This window comes from Agathobaculum hominis (genome assembly GCF_014288055.1).
In the GTDB taxonomy this organism is placed as follows: Bacteria; Bacillota; Clostridia; order Oscillospirales; family Butyricicoccaceae; genus Agathobaculum; species Agathobaculum hominis.
Map to the genome: position 1 here is coordinate 282,897 of NZ_JACOPK010000001.1, position 22,515 is coordinate 305,411.

A 22,515-nucleotide genomic window follows, 5' to 3' on the forward strand; every position below is an offset into this window, starting at 1 on the left:
AATGAAATGACATTTTCGTTTCTATTTTCTTTCGTTATTGGAGAAAAGCAAGTAAAACCGATGCTGATAGTTCTCAATTTTTCAAAAGCACAAACTCAATTACCGCGACCTGGTAAGACAGGGCGGTAATTTCAGAAGGAAAGGTGATTATTTGCGCGTACAAACCATACTGCCTGTGATGCGGCTCATCGGGTGGTGCAAGAACATAGATTGTGAGTGTGAACACAATTTTCGCCGCATTTTCCGGCCGTCTGTTATGACCGCGCTGGTGCAGCAAAAGTATTTGCGGCCGTACTCGGCGGCATACGGCTGGCGGCTGACACCGGCCGGTTATGCATGGCTCTCCGAACAGGGATTTCCCATGCAGGCAGACCGGCACACACAGCGTGTCAATCGCAGATTTGAAAACGCCGCTGTGATACTGACCATGTATGCCGCCGGCATTGACCCGTTCGCAAATTCGCTTGCTGCACTCCGGGAGAAAGGCGGGTACCTCTCGGCATCGGTGCTGCGCGGCAGAGAGGGACAGCACCCGATAGGCATCAGTCTCGTGTCCGGTTTCCTGCGGCTCGGCGGCACGATGTTCGCTGTGCATTATCCGCAGACGGCACAGCGGGTTATCATTCAGCGCGAGATAGACTGTGCGCAGTCTGCCATGCTCGGCAGCGGCTGCACCGAGCAGGCGTATCTGCTGTGCGGGAGCAGCTACACGGATATTTACCGCGCACTGTTGGAAGAACAGACGAGCTGCACCGGCAAGCGCGTCAGCTACGCCCGGTTCTATCAGCAGATCAGTCCGGCATATCTGCTACCGTGCAACAAGGACGGTGTATTGCAGCTTCGGCTGATGCAGGTGGCAAACTACCGTCCCCGTCTGGCGAAAATGCTCGGCGCACCGATAACAGGCACACTTTTATCCGACTGCGATTTCTTCAGCGCGGACTTTCAGTTTCCGGCCCGCATTGTCGCGGACATGGAGCTGCGTCAGGTATTCCGCGCGGCGCAGCAGGCACGAGCAGCAGGTTATCATGGTTTACTGCTTGCCGCATTTGAAAGTCAGAAGCGCTTTCTGTCGCAGATTTTTCCGCCGCCGTTTTTCCATGTTGCGGTGATCGACGAACAGGCTCTCTGTATTCTGGAAATGGGTGCTGACCTATGACACCGCTTTCTGAACGGATTGCCAAACTGGAACAACGCCTGAATAAGCGTCTGGAGCGTTGGAAAGCCAAGCACAGCGCAGATTGGCGGCTGCATGCCGTCCTCGGCGGCATGGGCTGGTACTTTTACGGCATGATCGTAAACTCGGTGCGGCTCGGTATCCGGCAGTCTTTCAACGCAGAAAGCGATATCGCAAGCATCTGGGTGGTGAACCCGTTCCGCAATCTGATCGCGCCGTTCACGCTTACCGGACTTGGACTCACCGCCGCACTGCTCGTTCTGGCGTGTCTGCTGACGAGAAGAGGCTTTAACTGGCTGTCCGGATACCACCCGGTACACGACAAACGCGGCTTTGACATTCTGCCGGACGGCACACACGGCACCTCGCGCTTTATGAAGCCGGAGGAAATGAAAGCGGTACTGGAAACAGGCAGACTGGACGACCTCACCGGCACGATATACGGCAAGCACCGCGATGATCCGCTGGACGACAACCGCTTTTCGCTGTACATCGCATCGAGCAGCAAAAGCGGTCTTGCCGGAAATATGCTGGTGATCGGCGCACCGGGCACGGGCAAAAGCTGGGGTTTTGTTCGTCCTATGATCTTCCAGTGCGTCAAGCGCAGAGAGAGCATGATACTCACCGATCCAAAAGCCGAGCTGTATGAAAGCACCGCCGGTTATCTCGCTGATATGGGATACGAAGTCCGCGTGTTCAACCTGCTTGAGATGGAACACTCCGACCGTTGGAACTGCATCGGCGAAGCCGACTATGACGAACGCCTGATTCCGATCATCGCGGCTACCATCATCAACAACACCTCGTCCGAGAAAGAAGCCGGGGATTTCTGGGCGAAAGCCGAACTGAACCTGCTTACCGCACTGCTGTATTATGTGCAGAACGATAAAGACGTTTCGGGAAACGTGCTTCCTCTGTCACAGAGGCGGCTTGGACGGATACTTTCGCTGCTGACCGATAATGGATTGGCAACAATCGACCGTGAGATCAAGCTGCTGCCCGCCGGACACCCGGCCAAAGGCCCCTACGGACTGTTTTTACAGGCAAAGGAGAACATACGCGGCAATATCGTGATCGGTCTGGGCAACCGTCTGAATGTTTTTCAGGACAAGCTGGTAGACGCGCTCACGGCCGACAGCACAATCGACCTGACGCTCCCCGGACACAGGCCTTGCGCTTATTTCTGTATCCTGTCCGCACAGGATCATACTTACGCATTTCTGTCCTCGCTGTTTTTCACGATGATATTTTCGCGGCTGGAGCAGTACGCGCGGCGCGAAACAGAGGACGGCAAGCTGCCGGTGCCGGTCAATTTCGTACTGGACGAGTTTCCATCCATCGGAAAACTGGGCGATTTCAAGCGTTCCATCGCGTTTACACGCGGTTTCCGCATGAACTGTATCGTCATCGTGCAGTCCATTGCACAGCTCGCCGATATTTATCCGCGCCGCGAATGGGAGGAGATCACGGCCTGCTGTGACGCGACGATTTGTCTTGGCGTGAACGATACGACAAGCGCGCAGTTCGTCAGCGAAAAATGCGGCATGACCACCATTCGCGTTACAAATAATCAGCAGCCGCAGACACCGCTGTTTTCGCCGGTGGCGAACCTGTCCCGTCCGTATTCGCAGACGCGAAGCAATACCCAGCGGGCGCTGATGCAGCCGGACGAGGTACTGAGGCTGGATAATGCGAAAAGCATCGTCATGCTGCGCGGGCAGCTTCCCATGCTGCTGTATAAGGTCATGCCGCCGGAGTTTGCAGATTTCAAAAAGCTGCGAACATTGTCTATCGCGAAGTATCATGGCAAAACGGACGAGGTGGAAGAAGAGCCCCGCAAAACGCAGACAAAACAGCCGAAGCAGTCTGCTGCACAAGCTGTTTATGCCAATCTGCTTCACTTTGAAAAAGAGGAAGGCTGTTCCGCTCCGGCACTGACTGCGCAGCAGCTGCAAGAAATACAAGACGCACTGAACAAAGGAGAAAAAGACATATGAAACAGGAAAATAACGAAAATCGCCCATCCTTCGGGCTGATGAAGCTGAACAACATCATATCGTATTACCATATGCAGATGCCGCGCTGGCTGTTCAGCGACAGCGGCTATTCGGATATGACCTTGGAAAGCAAGGTAGCGTACACGTTTCTGCTCAACCGATTTCAGCTTTCCCGGCGCAACGGCTGGGTGAACCGCTACGGCGAGGTCTATGTCATCTACACCCGTGAAGATTTAGCAGGGGAGATGCAGATCTCGTACCGCAAGGCGATTTCCTGCTTTAAGGAGCTGACCGAAAAGCACCTTGTCTGGGAGCAGAGGCAGGGGCGCGGTCTGCCGAACCGTATTTATCTTGCCGAAGTGGTTTTCGCCGAAAAAGCGTCGTTCGCCTACGACTGCGCACCGTTCTCCGCAAACGAAAACAGACCTGCCGAAAATGCAGGTCTGGAAAATGAAGATGATATGGACAGCAACAAGGAAAACTGCTCCGAAATGCCGGATACGGACGCAGAACCGTTATATACGGCTGCATCAGACCTGCCGGAATTGCAGTGCAAGACCTGCGAAAACGGCACATCAAGAGGTGCGGAAACCGCAGTTCAAGACCTGCCGAAACCGCACACAAGTAAGAAAGAGATAAGAAATACAGAAAACAGTTTTACTGAGGAGAGTTCGTTCATCGGTCGTACACGCGAACGTGCGGAATTGCAGGAGATAGAGCGCAGAGCAGAATTTCAGGATTTTGTAGATGCGGAACGCAATCTGCTGGACGACTGCCTGCACTGGCTGTATTATTGCAGCGAGCTTCGCATTGGCAACTGCACCTATCCGCAGGATTATGTGCGCGAAAAGCTGTGGGGACTGACCTTTGAGATTGCCGAGGCGGCGGTGCTGCGGATACAGGCCAATGATCTGGAAATCCGCAGGAACGCCATTGTGTATGCCGCCAAGGTACTGTTCAGCTGTCTGATGGAGTCCCGCAGCGAGGAAATGCTTGATCCGGTGGTAAATCGCCTGAAACGGAGGTTTCCCACATGAGATTTTGGAGTCCGGAGCAGAAATACCTACTGGAAGTGCTGAAAAAGACCGGCTGTATGCGGAAAAGTCAGGCGCTGGCCTTGCTGCACCGGCAGTTTGGTACTTCACCTAACGCGATAGGCCCCATCTGCCGCCAGCTTCGGGACGCGGGTTATCTGCGGGAATTTGACGGCGTGATCTCGGCAGCCGGACCGCAATATGAGCCGTTTATCCCGAATGCGATAGATCTCATTCTGGCGATTTTCCCAAGAGAGCTGCCGATTTTTGAACGCACAGCGCGAAATTCGCTGTACGCACTGGGAGCGCAGTCCGGTCTGCTGGCGCGAGTGTTTTTTCTCTCGCGGGAACAGAAAATATTCGCACTGCCGGAGCGCGATATTGTCGCAGAGCCTGCATCCACGCTCACGGTTCTGCTGCTGGAGGACGCGACGCAGGCCGGGCGCATACCGTCTGATCTGTCCTGTCTGCTGGCGTATCCGGAGCAGAATGGAAAACTGACACTGAAACAACATAACGGAGGGAAAAACCATGAAAATTGATACCAGAGAACTGCTGGAACGTCTTTCGACCTCGCGCAGAGAGTTCAATGCGACTGCGTTTGCAGAGCTTGACCGCAATCTGTCTGACGAGGAACGCGAGGAATGGAACGCGATTTACGCTTCGTTTTCTTCACGTTCGCTGCTGCGGAACACGGTAATTGGTCTGGAAACCATTCCGTTCCCGACCGATGAGGACGCGGAACAGGAGCTGACCTGCATGGTAGTCATGCGGCATCTGGTGAAGGTGTTGATCCCGCTGCCGCTGTTCTGGCTGGAGCCGACCGGCATCAACCCGAACAGCGTGATTGGCGCGGAAATCGACTACATCATCATCGGCGTAGACCGTGAGGGGGAATGTGCGGTCGCGGCGCGTTCGCTCGCTTTGGAGCAGCAGCGCTGGCACGCGCTGAACGTGCAGCATATCAGCGAGGGCGATGTGATTTCGGCATCTGTGCTGGCCTGCGGTCCGACTCGCATTACAGTGACAGCCTGCGGCTTTGATGTGACGATGGGACAGCAGGCAATGAGCTATACCTATCTGGCCGATATGCGCGAGGAGTACCGCGCCGGACAGCAGTTGCAGGCTAAAGTGCTGAGCGTGAGCGAGGATATGCTTGCCCTGTCCGTCCGCGATGTCGGCACGGACCCGTATGTTCACGCTGAACTGCGGCATCCCGTAGGCTCCAGCCGCATTGCTACCATTTCCAGCAAATATGCAGGCGGTGTGTTCTGCCGCCTGACCGATGGCTGTACGGTGGTCTGCCGCTACGCGCAGCAGTTCAGCGATGACGAGTTCAGAGTAGGGGATAGGGTAGTCGTGCAGATCCGGTCGTTCGTGGACGAAAAGCGGTGGCTGAGAGGGAAAATCAGGGGGAAGATTTTGTAAGGTCGTATGGCCTTCATGTATCTTGTATCCCCTTTCACTGTTTTTTAGTCGTACCCGCTCAACCATCCATACTACCGCGCACACCTGAACTGTGCAAGAATAAAGGTACCCATAAAAACTGTGATCACAGTTTTTACGAGCAGAAAAAGTGGAGGTGTTGAACGTGGAAATCAAAGCAGTGAAACGGGAATATCAGATGCAGCAGTGGAAGAGGATTTTTCAAGAGCGTCAGGAAAGCGGGTTGACCGTCAAGGCCTGGTGCACAGAACGCGAAATATCCGAAAACTCCTACTATTACCATCTGAAGAAATACCGCAGAGCGGCGTGCAATATGTTAGAAAGCGGTCAGCCGGATTGCCTGGTAGAAATTCCACTGAAGCCTGAAGCTGCATCCGCTCACGCACAGCTGCGATTAACTACATCCGCCGGAACGCTGGAAATTTCGGATGCAGATCCGGATGTGCTTCGTCAAATTCTGAGGGTCATGTTTCATGCTGAATAATGCTACGGGGTTCAAAAAGATATACATCGCCTGCGGGTATACCGACCTGCGGCAGGGTATAGACGGACTCGCGGCTGTCATTCGGCGGGAACTGAATGCAGATCCGTTTCAAAAAGATGTGCTGTTTATGTTCTGCGGCAGGAAGCCGGACAAAATAAAGTGCCTTTTGTGGGAGGGCGATGGCTTTCTGCTGCGCAATTAAATAATCTCAGCAAAGAGGATCTGGCTGCTATGGTTCTGCAGATGCAGAAGCAGATCAATTCTCTGAACGAGCAGGTTTCTGTTATGAATGCACGTCTCTTTGGCCGCTCAACAGAAAAGCTGAAAACGCTTCCCGGGCAGATCTGCTGCGGAACAGCATTGCCACGCCGTCACTGGTAGCCGCCATTATGAACGGCAAATACGCAAATGCCATGCTGCTGTATCGTATAGCAAAGGAATTTGAACAATGCGGTTTGAATTTGAGCCGAGCAACTATGGCAAACTGGGTAATCCGGTGTTCGGAACGGTATCTAAGTCTGGTATATGACCGGCTGAGGCAGCAGCTTTGTGCGCATGATGTTCTTCAGGCAGATGAAACGCGGTGTCAGGTGATAAAGGACGGACGAATTCCGATTGATAATTCCGCAACCGAACGGGCAATCCGTCCGTTCACCATAGGCCGCGCCAACCGGCATGTTATTGATACGATTCACGGCGTCCAGGCCAGTGCGGTTGTTTACAGTCTGGTTGAAACCGCGAAAGCCAATCATTTGAGGATTTATGAGTACCTGAAGTATCTTCTGACCGAAATTCCCAAACATATGGAAGATACAAGTCTGGCGTTTCTTGATGATCTGCTTCCATGGTCCGAAAAACTGCCGGATGTATGCAAAAGGCAGAAATGAATAATTCCCGGGGCTTCCCTACTGAACGGAGCCCCGGGACTTGTTTGTCAAGGTACGGATGGTTGGGCGGGTACGTCAGCTCTACCTGAATATTACACTATATGACTTATAGCTCAGTGATTATCTATTGGAATATCCACATGCCCTACTGCAATACATTTATTTTCTTGTATCAAATAACACTCAATGTAGTGCGCTCCATAAAACTGTGAATTTTCATGAATAGATGCACCTCGATTTTGAATTTGTCCACGTATCATATTTTTTTGTTCTGCTACAGCACCAACATTTCGAACTTTCCATAAAATCATGTCATATCGTGGAGCATCCGTATAGCTAATAGAACAGTCTATAGAAAAACCGTGTGGCAACCATCCATTAAACTTTTCTAAAAAACTCAGAATTGGCATATCTCTAAAACCATTTTTACTGATAATGCAGTCAATTTTGACAGTATACTGCTCATCCATATTGTACATATCTTCTATGAACTGCTCTGTATTGCTGAATGCATACAGAGACTTTTGACAGGATTCTGATATGGTGGACTTTGAGGATGCACTCCAATAATCATGATTAAAAAATTTATACCAAGCATTTTTAGCATCTGTGTCACTGCAATTCTCATCAAACAAAATATCCAGCTCTGACAATTTTCCATCAAGCCGACTACACCAGTTACGCATCTTTTGACGATGATTTTCAGTTTGAAGTAAAGAAAGCGAAGAATCTGTCGGATTATTAACTTCCACTGAATTATCCAAGTGCTTTTTTATTTCTAACATTGTGTAATAAAACGCTTCATCTAATCTATCATAATTCTGTAGCTTTTCATCACATAATACCGTTTGCAAAAGTCCGCCTGGCATATTAACCCAACTAGCACGAGATTTACAAAACATCTTTGACAAACGTATCACTTGACGAAGAACTTGTCCTTTATCTGTAATCTCATTATTAAACCAATTATTTATTGCTGCCGGATTTCTTGATGTCCATGTACTTCCTGCGTGTTCATACTTATATTCCTTGTCTGTTGTATTTTCCTTGAATCTACGGTATATCGCAAAATCAACATGATACCCATTCGCATACACTATGCGTACACAATTTGTTTTTGCTTCCGGCTCCGTAGTAAAGCCTGTACACTTCCTTTTTAAGGCATCTACAATGACATTTTTAATTGCTTGAGCTCCTTTCCCAGCAAGATTATCTTTTTCAAACACAATAGCAACATCGATATCATAATCATTACCATCATTCTGTACTACTGTATGCATTGCCATGCTACCCTGTGTTCTTGTTTCAGATATCTTAAAATCCGTTTTATGTTCTTCATTATATTCTTTTAATCCAGCCTTTAATCGTTCTAAGTTCAAATCTCTTTTCTTTCTAAGTTCATTTTGATTATCTGCTGGTAAAACAACATGATTTTTATAAAAATCAAGAAAACTTTTTGATAAATCGTACATATTTCGCCTTTCTATTCTACTTTCACAAATGTTCCTTTTCTGCTTCCAGATACATATACCCCAAATGGATATTTAATCGTATTTGAATGTATATAATGATAAACGATGATATCCATCAATCGATTAGTTCCCATTCCAATAATTTTCCCGATTTCTATCGACATACAGCTTGGTATCGACGCCACCAAATGTACCGTCTTAAGATTTGGAAAGCATTCACGTAACTTTATGTCTAAACAATCATGAATAACCTTTTTATATTCCATAAGCTGTTCTTGGAATTCTATGACATTATCTTTAGGTGCTGACAAACCTACTCGTATAACATCCATGTCCGCAAATTGGCTCAAGTCTGCATCCATAACATTATGAGTAATAGATATAGCCAATACAATCTCTGTTGCATTTTTCGACGTCTTACAATCAACGATTTCTAAATCCTCCCATTTTCTTCTCTGGAATATTCTTTTTTTCTTTAATTCGTAATATGTTTCACCGGCGTTTCTATTAAATTCAAAATATCTATTAACATCAGCTTCACCTAAAAATGTTCCAGCAAAGATTGTATAAGGGATTGGTGCCATACCTGTAAAGCAGCCTCCATTCTCCTTGGATTTTACCGCAAATTTTTCAGCATCGTCTCGAACTTGCTTAACTATGTATGAATTTGCCTTTTCATCCATATTAGTACCATCATCGAAAACAGGAATTATGTCTAACACCTGTTCCTTTAATTTGTAATCCGCAATTTTTAAATCTTGCTTAGCTTTATCACTGCTAATTTCTTTTTTTCGAATGCCAAGCATATTAAGAACATAAATTCGTTCTTTTAACTTTACTCTGACAATAATACTCAATATAATTAGTATAAATCCTACCGCCATAAACACATACGTGTTACCGGTTTGCGGAATTTCTTTAGAGAAAAGTACTGCTACTAAAGAGAGCATCAATTCTGCTATTGACGGAATTCCTGATAGAAGCAATGCTACACCTGTCTGCAACATCACATTTGAAATATCATTATCGCTCTTTTCCTTAAGTAACTGAACAATTCCAAGTACTGCTGTAATTGCTACCAATATTACTACTAAAACCGAATAACTCACGTTCAACTTACGCCTCCTACTTCATCTGCTTTTCTTTTCATTTTACCTTCTTTCTGCAAATGACATGATTGATAGCATATAATTAAGTTCGCAAAAGCAAACAGAAAATAGACAAGCCATTAAGGCTCCTGTAAAATGATAGTTGTCCCAAAAACATCAAGTAAAGGAGATACCCTAATGGCTCACAAAAAGAATACCACAAATCTGACAGAATTGCTACTGCAATGTGTGACGCAGCCGGATCCGATGCTGAGTATGCTGGAATGGCTGTGCACAGAGCTCATGGAAGCCGAGGTGGATCAGCAGCTGGGAGCAGTGAAAAGTCAGCGCACGGACGGAAGGAGCGGCTACCGCTGCGGCTATCGTCCCCGTCGTTTGGATACCCGCATGGGAACAATGTACCTCATGGTTCCCAAGGTTCGGCAGGGCGGATATATTCCGTTCTTCGTCACGGAGCGCAAGCGCAGCGAAGCGATGCTCGTACAAGTGGTTCAGGAAGCCTTCGTGCAGGGCGTTTCCACTCGAAAAATGGAGAAGCTGGCACAGAGTCTCGGCATTGAAAATTTGTCCAGAAGCCAGGTCAGCGAGATGACAAAAGGGCTGAATGAGCAGGTCGAGGAGTTCCGTAATCGCTCTCTTGCCGGTACGGCGTACCCGGTTCTGTGGGTGGATGCACTGTACGAAAAAGTTCGTGTAGATGGAAGAATTGTCAGCATGACGGTACTTATCGTGTGCAGTGTGGATGAAAACGGCCATAGGAATATCATTGCCGTTGAACCTATGGTCGAAGAATCCAGGAGCACCTATGGAGTGCTGTTTCAGAATCTGAAGGATCGTGGTCTTTCCACGCCAAGACTTATCATTTCCGATGCTCACTCCGGACTGGTTTCGGCAATCCGCGAATCCTTTCCCGGCGCCTCATGGCAGCGCTGCAAGGTGCATTTCATGCGGAATATTCTGGCCTATGTGCCGCAGAAAGAGAAGAAATCCTTCGCCGCGGTACTCAAGGAAATCTGGCTTGCGCCCACGGCAGATATCGCCCGAAAACGGGCATATGATGTGATCGACACCTATGCCAAGCGCTTTCCCAAGGCAGTTCAGTGCCTTGAAGACGGATTGGAAGATTCTCTGGCCTTCTATGCATTCCCCATGCTGGACGCGCGAAAAATCTCATCTTCCAACATGCTTGAGAGATTGAATCGTGAAATCCGGAGACGTACCAGCGTGGTTGGAATCTTTCCAAACGAAAGCTCTTACGTTCGCCTGGTGACAACGTATCTCATGGAATACGCCGAGGACTGATCTGTTTCCAGAGCCTACCTCAGCCAGGAATCCATTGCGGCTGCACTGACCACCGCAGCCTAACTTCATTTTTTCAGGAGCCTTTTTGCGAACATTACTTGACGCAGCCTACCTCTAACATAATTTCCGTTATTATTATACCACAAAACAGCTTGTTTTCCTACTGCTTATTACAAAATTCTGTCCGGTTTTACTTCTTTTATGCTGGGCAGAACGGTTTGTCCGGACATCAGCCATTCGAACTGTTCCTGCGTCATTTCCATGACTTCCTGTCTTGTGCGCGGCCATTGGTATTTACCGTCCAGAAGCCGTTTGTACAGCAGCAGAAAGCCATCGCCCTCCCACAAAAGGCACTTTATTTTGTCCGGCTTCCTGCCGCAGAACATAAACAGCACATCTTTTTGAAACGGATCTGCATTCAGTTCCCGCCGAATGACAGCCGCGAGTCCGTCTATACCCTGCCGCAGATCGGTATACCCGCAGGCGATGTATATCTTTTTGAACCCCGTAGCATTATTCAGCATGAAACATGACCCTCAGAATTTGACGAAGCACATCCGGATCTGCATCCGAAATTTCCAGCGTTCCGGCGGATGTAGTTAATCGCAGCTGTGCGTGAGCGGATGCAGCTTCAGGCTTCAGTGGAATTTCTGCCAGGCAATCCGGCTGACCGCTTTCTAACATATTGCACGCCGCTCTGCGGTATTTCTACAGATGGTAATAGTAGGAGTTTTCGGATATTTCGCGTTCTGTGCACCATGCCTTGACGGTCAACCCGCTTTCCTGACGTTCTTGAAAAATCCTCTTCCACTGCTGCATCTGATATTCCCGTTTCACTGCTTTGATTTCCACGTTCAACAACTCCGCTTTTTCTGCTCGTAAAAACTGTGATCACAGTTTTTATGGGTACCTTTATTCTTGCACAGTTCAGGTGTGCGCGGTAGGTATGGATGGTTGAGCGGGTACTTTTAGTCTTAATACGATTAACCGTGAAATCGGTGATATGATACTGCTGGATTGCTGGGAACAGCCTGCGACATGAGATCGCAGGCTGCTTTTACATATTATTTATCCATGCAAGGTTATTGGGCATCTTCTACCTGAGCGGATTTCACCTCATTTAGCATATTGAATGGATTGATTTCATGTTCATCAATTCCATTAATCGCGTTCAATGCAGACTGGAACGTTGGATAATTCTTTTCGCAAATGGCATCAAAGGCATCTATATCCTGTGTAAATGTTGTAACATCTACCGAGGGTAGCACATTGCTTTCCTCAATCACAGATACTGCATCATCAGCAAAAATGGTATCTAACGAGTCAATAGACTGCAATTTCCAAATGTTATTTTCTCGTATCATAGTTGCACTGACAGTATCTTGATTAATCGGTACAGCAATTTCAAATTGCTGTGATTCATTACTGCATATGCGTTTGTCGTAAACAACATATGTAGCATCTACAGTTGCTGTCAACTCATCAGCAGATATCTGAACTGAATGAAAACGATAGTCCAGGATACCGCTGGTAACAGTATAAATTACATCAGTTTGCGAGTCATCTAAATAAGTTTTATTCAGATCAATATAGCGTTCTCTGCAAACATTATCAGTGCTATAATATCGATTTACTTTTTCTTCATATTCTTTCTGAAGCTCAAGTCGATCGTTCTCGTTTAAGTCGGTGGCACGACCACTATCGGATGTGAAACAGCCCAATTCCATTTGAGTTTCTATTGCACCAATAAATGATGTTTGAATATCTTGGACTTGCTGCATCTGATTCTGCGCAGCAGACTGTGCCGAAAAGGCACTCAAACCGCAACAGGCTATTCCAACGAGCAAGGCTCCACCACATCGCCTAATATAATGATACTTATGTTTCATAATTTTCTCCTCATACATTGAGCGCAAATGCGTATATCGTAGTTGTTTTGGCATGGGCATTACGCTTGTCGGCATGCCAAATAGCATGTTTTCTAAAATAGCTGTGTTGGTTGATCAAATCACCTGTCACATTTCCATCCGCTGTATCCAAAGACTTCGCATTATCAACTACGAACAGTGCAGCGTGATTCATCTTCCCATCTGTATCCCAATCATAAAACAATACTGTTTTCCCTGTATTATAAATTGTCAGGCTTGAATTATTATCTGCATATTTTTTGCCATATTGAGTATCTGTTTTTGCCCAACCGCCCAATTTGGTTGCATTTTTGTTATCTTTCAAATAGTTTTTTAATCCATCTGCTAATGTCCATGCAGTGCTATCTTTGCGAGTAGTGCTAACCCCCGTGCCGGAAGTATAAAGTTTGCTATTCCAAATACTATCTTGTTGCATACCACCAGCATACAAACACTGAGAAACATAGTTGGTGCAGTCGCTATCACCATAATTATTATATCCTCCTGCGATTGGTGATCCATTTACCGTCAGGGCATATTTGTCAGAATAAGCAATCGCATCAACTCGACTATAAGCACCTGCACAATTGAATAATGCTGTTGTGATTATAATTCCAGATAACGCTTTTTTTAACAGGTGTTTCATAAAGTATTCTCCTCGATTATTTTTTCCCGACATTAGATCCATAATGCCATTGTAATCACATTATAAAGTGAGTTTTAATAAGTCCGATGCACCGCTGATGCGGTGAGGTGTCCAGCCGTTCGGTTTTATGTGGACTTTTTAATGCACCATTGGACTCACCTACCTTCCGTGCCTGTATCATGCCTTGATTGTATTGGAAATCATCGTCTTGCTTTCCGACAGCGAACCCTTACACGCCATTACCCACAGCAGATACACGGTACGTCTTGCCGGACATCGCGGGATAACTTCTACTGATAGCCGTCTTACACTTATTCTAATCGTCAGACTGACTGCTTATGAAATCCGTTCTTTCCTATAACTTTGCAGCATTATTCATATCAAACAAAGGTTTCAAGTCATTTGTACTCAGGAACATACAAATGATTATATTCTCTCGCCGCAAATTGATCGGTCATTCCTGCAATATGGTCACAAATCGTTCGGATAAAATTAGGATCCTTTCGCAGCATGTCCTCCTTTAAATTGGCTCTATTCATTTCCATGTCATTTCGTTTGCAGTATTTTTCCAGCACATAATCCGGTAATTGTTTCGGATGTGTATAAAACGCTCGGAAAAGTTGCTTAATCAGGTATTCTGATTTTGCATCCGAAATGCTGATTTGTTCAGAACAGATTACTCGATTGGTGATCAGCTCTTTATAAATCCTTTTACGGTTGTATTCGACTTCTTGTGACAGCATAATACATTTTTTATTGATACAATTGTATAGCGACGAATAATCCGGCGAATACGAATCTATATACTCTTCAATCTTCGGGATCGCTGTTTTACATGCATCTTTAATAAAGTAGCCTACCATACTCTTTATGACAAATGCACGTGTGTCGTATGCAGGTGTTTCCGTTTGTTCTTTCAGGTAAATTCCGTTTTCTTCAGTAATTTTTTCGATAAATGGATCTTGACGGATCATATCGAAAGAGATCAGTTTACTCCGTACGCCATCTTCAATATCATGTGTGCATTGCGCAATCTCGTCTGCCAGTGCAACAACCTGACCTTCGAAAGTGAAAGATTCCTTCTCTAAATTCATATTCTCGAAATGCCCCTTAGGGAATTCAACCAAAGCGCCTTCTGTTTTCAACGATGTATGCTTTAAGATGCCCTCTCGCACTGCAAGAGTCAAATTTATACCTAAGTAATCATCACATCGGCTTTCAAGATCATCTACAACACGAAGAGATTGGAAGTTATGCTTAAAGCCTTCTTCTATCTTCACTTCTTCTAATCCTGCTCCGTACATAAGTATCTTATGCAGCGTTTTTTCTCCGACGTGACCGAATGGCGTATGTCCCAAATCATGCCCTAAAGCTATTGCTTCTATAAGTTCGTCATTAAGTTCTAAAACTTTTCCGATAGAGCGCGCAATTTGGCTCACCTCAAGCGTATGGGTTAAGCGGTTCCGGAAATGGTCTCCCATATTGGCATTGAATATCTGCGTCTTGTGCATCATCCGACGAAAGGCTCGCGAATGCATAATTCGATCTCGATCTCGCTGGAAGGCATCCCGTTTGCAGATACTATCTTCCGGTGCTTCTTGATGCCTACGTTGATTGAGAAAACTGCTGTTATTAGGCGCGCCCTTCATCGTGTTCCTCCTTTTCCTGCAAACCAAACTGATGATAGAAGTATCCCTTTTGATAGCGTCCGTACGTTTTCTTGCAATGACACCCTGAAGAGCACGTTCGAATCTTTAAGGGTACTCTTATCTTATTTTCCTTCATACGTTCTTCTAAAGCTGCATATGCTTCTTCAAAGTAAGAGGTATCGTCAATTTTCGGATTATCTATTACTATTTTTTCCAGATATTCAAAAGAAAGTGGTTGGTACTGATGCCGAATAGTAATATGCTGTGAAAAATCATTCTTATCGAAGTAATTTAACAGTTCTGTTTTCTTCTGAAAGTACCTTTTTTCTTCTGCCAGGTCTGCTTCCCAATAAATAGGATTATCTTTTGTAATTTGCAGTTCCCCTTCGGATAATGTGTCGATTACATCAACAGAATATACAAAAGTTACCGGGCCATATTTATTGCGATCATTTCCCCGCTTATGAACATCAACCGAATCGAAGAAGATATCATAAAATACATCCACTTGCTGATCATCTTCATCAGACATCTGTGATGTCTGGAAAAGATCGTGGTCCTCGACATATCCTCGCGACAAAAGCCCACCATTTTCCAAGAAAGTACAAGCCGTTGCAACCGTATTTGCATGATACAAATGCTTTACCTCCTTTTCCTTTAAAATGCTTTTAATTTCTTCATTGGTCATATATCTGCGCCTCCTTGGCTTATATTTTCGAACACAGCTTTGAAATCATTCCATCCGGAACAGCCGGTATGTGGTCATGATTGATTGTTCTCGTGTGTAAGGATCGCTCGGCGCAAAGCGATTGCTGCCGACGCCCTGCATGACCATAGCGCCGTCCTCTGTCTGCATGGCGCTGACCTCGGCCACGGCCGCTTTCGCCCATGTCGAAATACGATCTGCATCATTGAAAGGCGTGTGTTCGCGATTGGCACGGATGTCGAGAATACCCGCTGCACGAACCAGCATCGTGGCCGCCTGCTCGCGCGTAATATGGGCGTCCGGTGCAAATCTACCGTTTCCGACGCCGTTCACAATGCCAAGCGACGCACATGCCAAGACATCTGCATTATCCGTGTCCGTAAAACTGCTGTCCGTGCCGCCGCGATAGACGATCAGCTGCTGAACAGTATTTCCGGTACGTTTCTGTGTGATTGCCGCAACCAGCTGACAGAATTCCTGTCGCGTGCATGGTTTTGTATATTGCCGCTGAAGCTCCTCAGGAACCAGTTCCGCCATGACCGCTTTCTCGACTTCGTCCGCAGCCCACGCGCTCATCTGACTGCGATTCGCCGCCGTTTGCGGTACTGCCGTCGTTTCCTCTCGCATATCGTAATATGCGGTTCGTCCACCCTTGCGGACAGCCAAGAGACCGGAAGCCGTCGAAATTTCGTCAAATTCTCCCGGGAGGAACACTTTTCCGTCATAGGGGCGCAGCGGTGTCCATGTCTGTCCGTTCATCGTGGCCGCCACGACAATTTCCGGCGGCGGCGCTTCGGCGCCCTCATACTGTCCGGTCAGCAGTCGAACCGACTGATAACGACACGGCACGGTAAGCTGTCCTTTTTCTGCTGACCAGACGCCGTATAAACCATTCTGCACATTCTGCACAACCATGTATCCGCCATCACTGATAAAACCGGCGGCGTGGAGTCCGCTGTCGGAAACGATGTTTCGACCGCTTGCGTTCCAGAGGAAAATCTCGCTGCCGTTTTTCGCGCAGTAATACGGAACCTGCGTGCTGTGAACGCCTGCCATGCCGTCCGCGCTGCCGATATACGTCAGTTCGTACAGATGATACGGTGTTTCGATGATATTTTTATCCGAGTACGGCTCGTAAAGCACATAATTTCCGTTTTCCTGCCGCTGAATATCACGGCCGTACCACGCTGCGCCCGCGCTCGACAAACACAGGCTGAGTGCCAGGGCGGCCGAGAGTGCTCTGTGGACTATTTGTTTCATATTAGTTCCACCTTTCTCCTGTTTACATAAGCGGAGTTATTTTCTCTTTTATAGTTGTTCGCGAACAAAATTCATAAAGGAGAAATTCTTATGTATGGTGTACAAACACTGACGATCAATAAGGTTAACAATTATGACGGCAGTACCATTGATGGTGGTCTTATCTGGGGCGATGGTCCTGAAGGAATCAGCGCCGCTTTGCTGGATACCGCAGCATACGGTCGTGCACTGACAAATGTTAAGCTGACTGCTGGCAAGACCTATGAGGCTGAATATTATCTGCATAATCGCACTGGCACTAATGTAATTATGGCTATCTGCGTTAAGAACACTTCGACTAGTCAGTCTGGCTCTGTCACGCTGCTGAAATCCGCCATGGTCAATGCAACGTCTGCAATCTATAAGCAGGGTATGATGGCCTCGTTTGAGAAAAGTTCTCTTAACCGTACTCTCACGGTCAATCCTGCAACATCCGCTTACTCTGATCAGGGATGTACCGCACTCGTCAATACCGGTGTTCTTTCTAACAAGTACATCAGCAATGCTCGCGTGCGCTTCAAGGTGAATTCCGGCTCCGATTTACGTCTGAAAATCATCGTTGTGAAGTACCAGTCTGATTGGCTGAAGCGAGCAGGTTGGACCAATCTGGTCAATGCTTCCGATTTGAATCAGCAGAATCCATTGGCCGCAAGCGGTACCCCCTATAGCGCTTCGACTTCTTTCACCGGACTCTTCCCCAATGTTGCACGCAATGTTACTGTTCCCAATCTCAACCCCTTCCGTCTTTGTTGGGGCGGATACAATAACATGGACGGCGATCCCGTTTCCGGTTCTATTACTGCCAATTCCACTCGTGTAATCGACTGCTATAACAGTGGCGAATTCGAAGATCCGACGAACACGCTTCCATTCAAACGCAATGGCAATAAGGGTAATTTCGGTGTTGTTTATGCAATCTATTGCTCCAACGCTAACGCAAATTATATTCGCATCAAGCCCACTCGTGCTCAGGAAGGTAGCTATACCGTCAAGATCAATGGTATTTGGCAGTCGGTTTCTGCGACCCAGTCTACGCCTGCTAAGTTAGCTCTAAGAGGCGGACATTCCATCTGGTTCGCGCTGACGGGTGGTAATACCGGTGATATTGAACTCCAGTTTACACAGGGTTGAAATAATTTCTACTCCATATTATATATAACAATCTTGTACTGTAATATGTGACATTTCCCCTCAAATATTTTTTAACCACGCTTCCCCATGCTGCTCTGATCGCAGCATGGGGAAGTGTTGCTCCCATTAAAATAAAAGCCAAGCAAAAGAGAACCAAGATATGAGATACCCGTCAACCATCCCGCATCTCGCGAAGCGTGAGATCATAGTAGCAGAACGATTCGTAACGTCTCGAAACGTTCTGCACTGTATTGGGGGAGGTATTGAAATGATATCCATCGAGTTAAAACATCGGTCACAGCTTGCGAAATGAACAGAACTCATAAAAGAATGCCGTAGCAGTGGGCTGTCGGTAAGAGCGGGTTTCAGCAATCGAACAATACATACTATCGATAGAAACGTGCGGTACTAACGGGAGCTGAAGCAGATCTGCGTCCGGATGCTCCGCTCTTTGCGGAAGTGCCAATGCCGCAGCAGATGAACCTGAACGCAGCAGCACTTGCCGCATCGGTGCAGCGTGTCCAGACATCCACACCAGATGCGATGCCGACCAGCTGAAAACGCTAGTTGAACTTCTACGGCTGAATTTTTAGTAAACTTATTTCAATGCCCGATACATCCGCTCCATCGTGACGACGGCCTGTTCAGCTGTGTATCCGTCTTTGGGGCAGAATTTATTGTCCTGTTTGCCGGTCATGATGTTTTTCTCGCGCATGGCGTAAACGCTGTCGCGCGCCCAATCATCGATTTGCGCGTCATCGGCGTAGGTTTCGCCGGAAACCGTATCTACTGTGCCGCCAAGGGCGATATACAGCCGGTTCAGCATCGCCGCGGCTTCCTCGCGGGAAATCGTCCGGTACGGGCGAAATGTGCCGTCCTCGTAGCCGTTTACAATGCCGAGCGCGACCGCGTTCTGCACATCGGACTGGATTTCCGCGTCCTCGCAGTCGGAAAACTGCTTGTCGGACTGCGGTACTTCTCTGTCGGGATAAATCGTGCGGTACAGCTGCATCGTCAGCTCGGTGAACTTCGCGCGGGTGATGTCCAACTGCGGATAGGCAAAACGAGTTTCAATGTCATGCGTTTGCGCGGCATCGGCTTCCTTTTTCGCCCAGCTGCTGTACCGGTACATCTCCATCGGTACGGTAACGGGCGTTTCGCCGCCTTTGCCGTCAAGCAGGTAGTATCTTCCGTTTCTCCGGGCGACAAAATGCTGATCCGCCCACGAGAGGGACTGGTAATCATGGCGGCCAATCCAGTTTCCGGTTTTGTCGATCAAACCGAACGTGCCGTTGCACCCGCGGTAAGCCATACCGGTTTCCCATTGTGTGCCGCTGGTCTGGATAATAAACACGCCGTTTGTGTACTCCGGCGGCCAAATAGAGGGGCCGCTGGCACCGCCGTCAATATTGTCACGAATGATGTTCATATTCCGGTCGGCAATGGCATATTGCGTCACATTTCCCTCCGCAGTTTCGGGCATATTGGAATCTCTCATGGGCTTCTGCACAATTTTGGAAAGAATAAACAGGCCGCTGCTGTCAGGCGACAGCCTGGTATATCCGGTGGGCAGCTCGATCTGCGTCAGCGCACCGGCAGCATCGGCAAACCAGTAGTGCGGCGAGTCATCATCCCACTGGCCGAGCAGCAGTTCGCCATCGGGCGTCGCCTCAATCGAATCATATTCGAGGGGCACGACCATTTTGCCCGTCTGCGGGTCAAATACGCCGCATTTGTAGATGGATGCATCGGAGGTATCCTTCATCAAAAGGATGACGGTATAGAGGTGCTTTTCCGGCACAAGCGAACTTAGCTGCATCAAGTAATCGTCCCCCGAAAAGTAAGTCGTGCTGACGGCGCCGGTGCTCTGCCATTCCTGCTGCACGACGGGCAGTACGGTTTGCAGAACGTCCTGCGGCTCGGCCGCCTGCGCGGAAAACAGCAGAGTGCCGCCGACGGCGATGCTTAACAGCATCTTGTGAAATCGTTTCATAGGAGTCCCTCCCTAACGCTTCTGTTGAAAAATATATCACTTCTTAACAATTAACAATTGAAGTCATAAAAGTGTGACATGAGAATTAGAATCTTATCATAATCTTATACATTTATGTTGGGGATATGTTTTATAAAGAAGGGAGCTGGAAATAATCAGCTCCCTCAAACGGTACATATAAACTAATGTTTTACGATATAAAATTACGGAAGTACGCAACTGCCGTTGGTATAGAAACCTTCAATAGAGGCGCACAGGTTAGACTTAACAATTCCGTTATACGAACCTGCGTAGAAGATAAAGGGGCAACTGCCATTCAGAAGCGGAACCTTCATTTTTGCGCAGGCAGTCTTATAGTACGGAGAGTAGGTGCTCTGTTTCCCCTTCAGTGTATCTTCGGCTTCCATATTCAGCGCAATCTTCGTATTGCTAGTCTTAGTTCCACCCACTACACTGTAGGAATTGAAATTGCCCTTAGCCGCAAAATTATACAGCTTATTATCGGTTGCCGACTTAACTGCCATATCCAGCGTCTGCGGAATAATGCCAGAGGAGCCATTCCAAGCCCCCTCTGCAGGCGTAAAATAGTAGTTGGACTGCAGGAAGACAGTATTGAAAATGTTGGTTCGATTAGCGATAATACCAATGTTGGTATTGATTTCGTAATAGGTGCTGTTATAGCCCAGATACGGAGACCAAATAAATTCCTTCCGAATACCCAGCGACGTATCGTTGCGAATAGTGTATGCCAGATCATTCAGCAGACCAATCTGTGCATTGGAGGTCGGCGACGAAACATTTGTGGTGCCAAAAACGCGTTCATTCGTCCAGTAAAAGCCCTTAAAAAGATTCTTATAAGTGGAATTAGCCGAAATCTGGCTCCAGATCTGCTGAATATAATTGCTCTTGATGTTGGTGTAGTCTGCGCTACGACGGGTATAGGTAGTCGAATCAAAGTTTACAGCGGGGATGCCGATATAGAAAGGTTTGCCCGTCTGAGCAACAATCTCAACCTGTTCCATTACATCGAAAATCAAATCGGTGAACGGGCCGGTCTTGTATACATTATAATCACCTGTAACACCTACCACAAAACCAGTTACATGCGACAGATTGTCCAGATCGCTTTTGCTAAACTGCGTATACTTGTCGCCGTTAGTATTATACTTACCAGCGAACAGAAAAGTCAGTCTGGTCTGAGAAATTGCCATGATAACACATCCTTTTTATTTTTTTGATCAAAGCTTTGATATACTATTAAAAGATGTGAAATTGAAGTAAATGTAAACAGCAAAACAAAAAATTAAACAGTAGTGCCAATCATAACATAAGATCAGCACTACTGTCCTCAATAGTACATATTAATGCGCTTGATGATTATACAAGGTGCGCACAGACGGCCGTGTGAAGAGGTGCTCCCGGATTAGCCGTAACCTTGCCATTCGCACCGTAACCTGATTTAATACGCATTTGACTCGGAGTGCCGCCGTCCAAAGCAACTGCATAGTCACAGTTCATATCCTGCATCATGTTTGCCGCGACCTTGATGGTCATTGCAGAGTCGGTGCAGACCATAATGTATTGGCCGCTGACTCCCTTTAGATGCCCCAGGAGCGTACGCTTGCGTTTTCCCATCGGAGCACCTGCCGTAATTTTGAAACGAAGGTTCTCGTTGTTGGGATTCTGCGGATCATAGATGAGCGATTTAGAAGGCTCGTTATCGGTCACTCGTTCGTTCAGCACGCACTTGCCATTAAACACCAGCGGATGTACTGCTGCAATCACACACTTGCAATACGGCAGCGCCGTCCGCAGATCCTGTGCGCTTTCAAACCAGCGAATTGCAGACGTACCGTCCTTCTTGACGCAAAAAGATGGCCAGTAATTATGAGTGGTATACATCGGGTGATTATCAGGTACCGCATCGTAGGCATACTGATTAAAGTACATCGGATAGCCTGCGCCCTGATAAAAGAAGCCATAGAACTGGTTGATATCATATTCGTACATACATGCATTCGTTTTTGCAATTACCTTATTGGCCGAAACAGATGCCGGATTAAGTTCGGAAAGCGATACCTTCGATGTCGAAATGGCAGGAGCAATCGACTGCGAGGTGCGTCCACCAGTGGTAAACGTATGAATATCAGAATAGGTAGTACCGCCATAAGTATAAGCATACTTACAATACGTTTTCTGCGAATCCGGCAGTATCTTAAGGGTACCATTTGCCATATTTAGATTCTCCTTGTAAATAATTAATGTATGCATACATT

At 47.2% G+C, this 22,515-nt stretch carries 24 protein-coding genes and 1 pseudogene; 11 read left to right on the plus strand and 14 right to left on the minus strand.

The window, feature by feature from the left end:
• Positions 1 to 73: 73 nt before the first annotated feature.
• A complete protein-coding gene (locus H8S02_RS01365; protein WP_186968891.1) occupies positions 74 to 277 on the minus strand; it encodes a hypothetical protein in 204 nt (67 codons plus the stop codon).
• 6 nt (positions 278 to 283) lie between these two features.
• Here H8S02_RS01365 and H8S02_RS01370 point away from each other — a divergent pair, with 6 nt between their 5' ends.
• The 9 genes from H8S02_RS01370 to H8S02_RS01405 all read left to right on the plus strand — a co-directional run bounded on the left by H8S02_RS01370 (position 284) and on the right by H8S02_RS01405 (position 7,025).
• Entirely contained in the window at positions 284 to 1,159 is an 876-nt protein-coding gene (locus tag H8S02_RS01370) for a hypothetical protein (protein WP_186968892.1), read from the plus strand.
• Positions 1,156 to 3,174, plus strand: coding sequence for a VirD4-like conjugal transfer protein, CD1115 family (locus H8S02_RS01375; RefSeq protein ID WP_186968893.1), 2,019 nt, complete (start codon positions 1,156 to 1,158; stop codon positions 3,172 to 3,174). Before H8S02_RS01370 ends, H8S02_RS01375 begins: the two co-directional genes overlap by 4 nt.
• Positions 3,171 to 4,211: a replication initiator protein A gene (locus tag H8S02_RS01380; protein WP_186968894.1), complete on the plus strand. Its 1,041-nt coding sequence runs from the start codon at positions 3,171 to 3,173 to the stop codon at positions 4,209 to 4,211. Before H8S02_RS01375 ends, H8S02_RS01380 begins: the two co-directional genes overlap by 4 nt.
• Positions 4,208 to 4,750: a hypothetical protein gene (locus tag H8S02_RS01385; protein WP_186968895.1), complete on the plus strand. Its 543-nt coding sequence runs from the start codon at positions 4,208 to 4,210 to the stop codon at positions 4,748 to 4,750. Before H8S02_RS01380 ends, H8S02_RS01385 begins: the two co-directional genes overlap by 4 nt.
• Positions 4,740 to 5,636 (plus strand): hypothetical protein, encoded by an 897-nt coding sequence (locus tag H8S02_RS01390; protein ID WP_186968896.1) that lies wholly within the window; start codon positions 4,740 to 4,742, stop codon positions 5,634 to 5,636. Before H8S02_RS01385 ends, H8S02_RS01390 begins: the two co-directional genes overlap by 11 nt.
• A 163-nt stretch (positions 5,637 to 5,799) precedes the next feature.
• Complete coding sequence (gene tnpA, locus H8S02_RS01395) at positions 5,800 to 6,138, plus strand: IS66 family insertion sequence element accessory protein TnpA (RefSeq protein ID WP_186968897.1); 339 nt, start codon at positions 5,800 to 5,802, stop codon at positions 6,136 to 6,138.
• Complete coding sequence (gene tnpB / locus H8S02_RS12795) at positions 6,128 to 6,340, plus strand: IS66 family insertion sequence element accessory protein TnpB (RefSeq protein WP_186968898.1); 213 nt, start codon at positions 6,128 to 6,130, stop codon at positions 6,338 to 6,340. Before tnpA (H8S02_RS01395) ends, tnpB (H8S02_RS12795) begins: the two co-directional genes overlap by 11 nt.
• Positions 6,307 to 6,519 carry a hypothetical protein gene (locus H8S02_RS12435; RefSeq protein ID WP_243166351.1) on the plus strand — a complete coding sequence of 71 codons (213 nt, stop codon included), beginning with the start codon at positions 6,307 to 6,309 and terminating at the stop codon, positions 6,517 to 6,519. Before tnpB (H8S02_RS12795) ends, H8S02_RS12435 begins: the two co-directional genes overlap by 34 nt.
• Positions 6,520 to 6,527: 8 nt before the next feature.
• Positions 6,528 to 7,025 (plus strand): IS66 family transposase, encoded by a 498-nt coding sequence (locus H8S02_RS01405; RefSeq protein ID WP_243166352.1) that lies wholly within the window; start codon positions 6,528 to 6,530, stop codon positions 7,023 to 7,025.
• Positions 7,026 to 7,138: 113 nt separating this feature from the next.
• Here H8S02_RS01405 and H8S02_RS01410 read toward each other — a convergent pair whose 3' ends face one another.
• The gene (locus tag H8S02_RS01410) at positions 7,139 to 8,497 is read right to left on the minus strand and encodes a nucleotidyltransferase (protein ID WP_186968899.1); all 1,359 of its coding nucleotides are present in this window, start codon (positions 8,495 to 8,497) and stop codon (positions 7,139 to 7,141) included.
• Positions 8,498 to 8,508: 11 nt separating this feature from the next.
• Positions 8,509 to 9,606, minus strand: coding sequence for an SAVED domain-containing protein (locus tag H8S02_RS01415; protein ID WP_186968900.1), 1,098 nt, complete (start codon positions 9,604 to 9,606; stop codon positions 8,509 to 8,511).
• Positions 9,607 to 9,783: 177 nt separating this feature from the next.
• On the opposite strand from H8S02_RS01415, the pseudogene H8S02_RS01420 reads away from it, so the two are divergent.
• Positions 9,784 to 10,905 (plus strand): annotated as a pseudogene (locus H8S02_RS01420) (IS256 family transposase); the annotation flags it as partial.
• 173 nt (positions 10,906 to 11,078) lie between these two features.
• On the opposite strand, the gene tnpB (H8S02_RS01425) reads toward H8S02_RS01420, so the two are convergent.
• The 8 genes from tnpB (H8S02_RS01425) to H8S02_RS01460 form a co-directional block, all read right to left on the minus strand.
• Positions 11,079 to 11,432 (minus strand): IS66 family insertion sequence element accessory protein TnpB, encoded by a 354-nt coding sequence (gene tnpB / locus H8S02_RS01425; protein WP_186968902.1) that lies wholly within the window; start codon positions 11,430 to 11,432, stop codon positions 11,079 to 11,081.
• Complete coding sequence (locus H8S02_RS01430) at positions 11,422 to 11,592, minus strand: hypothetical protein (RefSeq protein WP_186968903.1); 171 nt, start codon at positions 11,590 to 11,592, stop codon at positions 11,422 to 11,424. Before H8S02_RS01430 ends, tnpB (H8S02_RS01425) begins: the two co-directional genes overlap by 11 nt.
• 24 nt (positions 11,593 to 11,616) lie before the next feature.
• Positions 11,617 to 11,760 carry an IS66 family insertion sequence element accessory protein TnpA gene (gene tnpA / locus H8S02_RS01435; RefSeq protein ID WP_186968904.1) on the minus strand — a complete coding sequence of 48 codons (144 nt, stop codon included), beginning with the start codon at positions 11,758 to 11,760 and terminating at the stop codon, positions 11,617 to 11,619.
• 230 nt (positions 11,761 to 11,990) lie between these two features.
• Positions 11,991 to 12,797, minus strand: a complete 807-nt coding sequence (locus tag H8S02_RS01440; protein WP_186968905.1) for a hypothetical protein — start codon at positions 12,795 to 12,797, stop codon at positions 11,991 to 11,993.
• A gap of 10 nt (positions 12,798 to 12,807) precedes the next feature.
• Positions 12,808 to 13,461, minus strand: a complete 654-nt coding sequence (locus tag H8S02_RS01445) for an amidase domain-containing protein (protein ID WP_186968906.1) — start codon at positions 13,459 to 13,461, stop codon at positions 12,808 to 12,810.
• A gap of 398 nt (positions 13,462 to 13,859) precedes the next feature.
• Positions 13,860 to 15,110: a dGTP triphosphohydrolase gene (dgt, locus tag H8S02_RS01450; protein WP_186968907.1), complete on the minus strand. Its 1,251-nt coding sequence runs from the start codon at positions 15,108 to 15,110 to the stop codon at positions 13,860 to 13,862.
• A complete protein-coding gene (locus H8S02_RS01455) occupies positions 15,094 to 15,798 on the minus strand; it encodes a hypothetical protein (RefSeq protein WP_186968908.1) in 705 nt (234 codons plus the stop codon). Before H8S02_RS01455 ends, dgt begins: the two co-directional genes overlap by 17 nt.
• Positions 15,799 to 15,843: 45 nt before the next feature.
• The gene (locus H8S02_RS01460; protein WP_186968909.1) at positions 15,844 to 17,076 is read right to left on the minus strand and encodes an S-layer homology domain-containing protein; all 1,233 of its coding nucleotides are present in this window, start codon (positions 17,074 to 17,076) and stop codon (positions 15,844 to 15,846) included.
• Between the two features lie 90 nt (positions 17,077 to 17,166).
• Here H8S02_RS01460 and H8S02_RS01465 point away from each other — a divergent pair, with 90 nt between their 5' ends.
• On the plus strand, positions 17,167 to 18,246 hold the full coding sequence (locus tag H8S02_RS01465; RefSeq protein ID WP_186968910.1) for a hypothetical protein: 1,080 nt from the start codon (positions 17,167 to 17,169) through the stop codon (positions 18,244 to 18,246).
• A 598-nt stretch (positions 18,247 to 18,844) separates the two neighbouring features.
• Here the strand turns inward: H8S02_RS01465 and H8S02_RS01470 are convergent.
• From H8S02_RS01470 to H8S02_RS01480, 3 genes are all read right to left on the minus strand, one after another.
• Entirely contained in the window at positions 18,845 to 20,239 is a 1,395-nt protein-coding gene (locus H8S02_RS01470; protein ID WP_186968911.1) for an S-layer homology domain-containing protein, read from the minus strand.
• A 203-nt stretch (positions 20,240 to 20,442) separates the two neighbouring features.
• The gene (locus tag H8S02_RS01475) at positions 20,443 to 21,450 is read right to left on the minus strand and encodes a hypothetical protein (RefSeq protein WP_186968912.1); all 1,008 of its coding nucleotides are present in this window, start codon (positions 21,448 to 21,450) and stop codon (positions 20,443 to 20,445) included.
• A gap of 166 nt (positions 21,451 to 21,616) precedes the next feature.
• Entirely contained in the window at positions 21,617 to 22,474 is an 858-nt protein-coding gene (locus H8S02_RS01480; RefSeq protein WP_186968913.1) for a phosphodiester glycosidase family protein, read from the minus strand.
• Between the last annotated feature and the right edge of the window lie 41 nt (positions 22,475 to 22,515).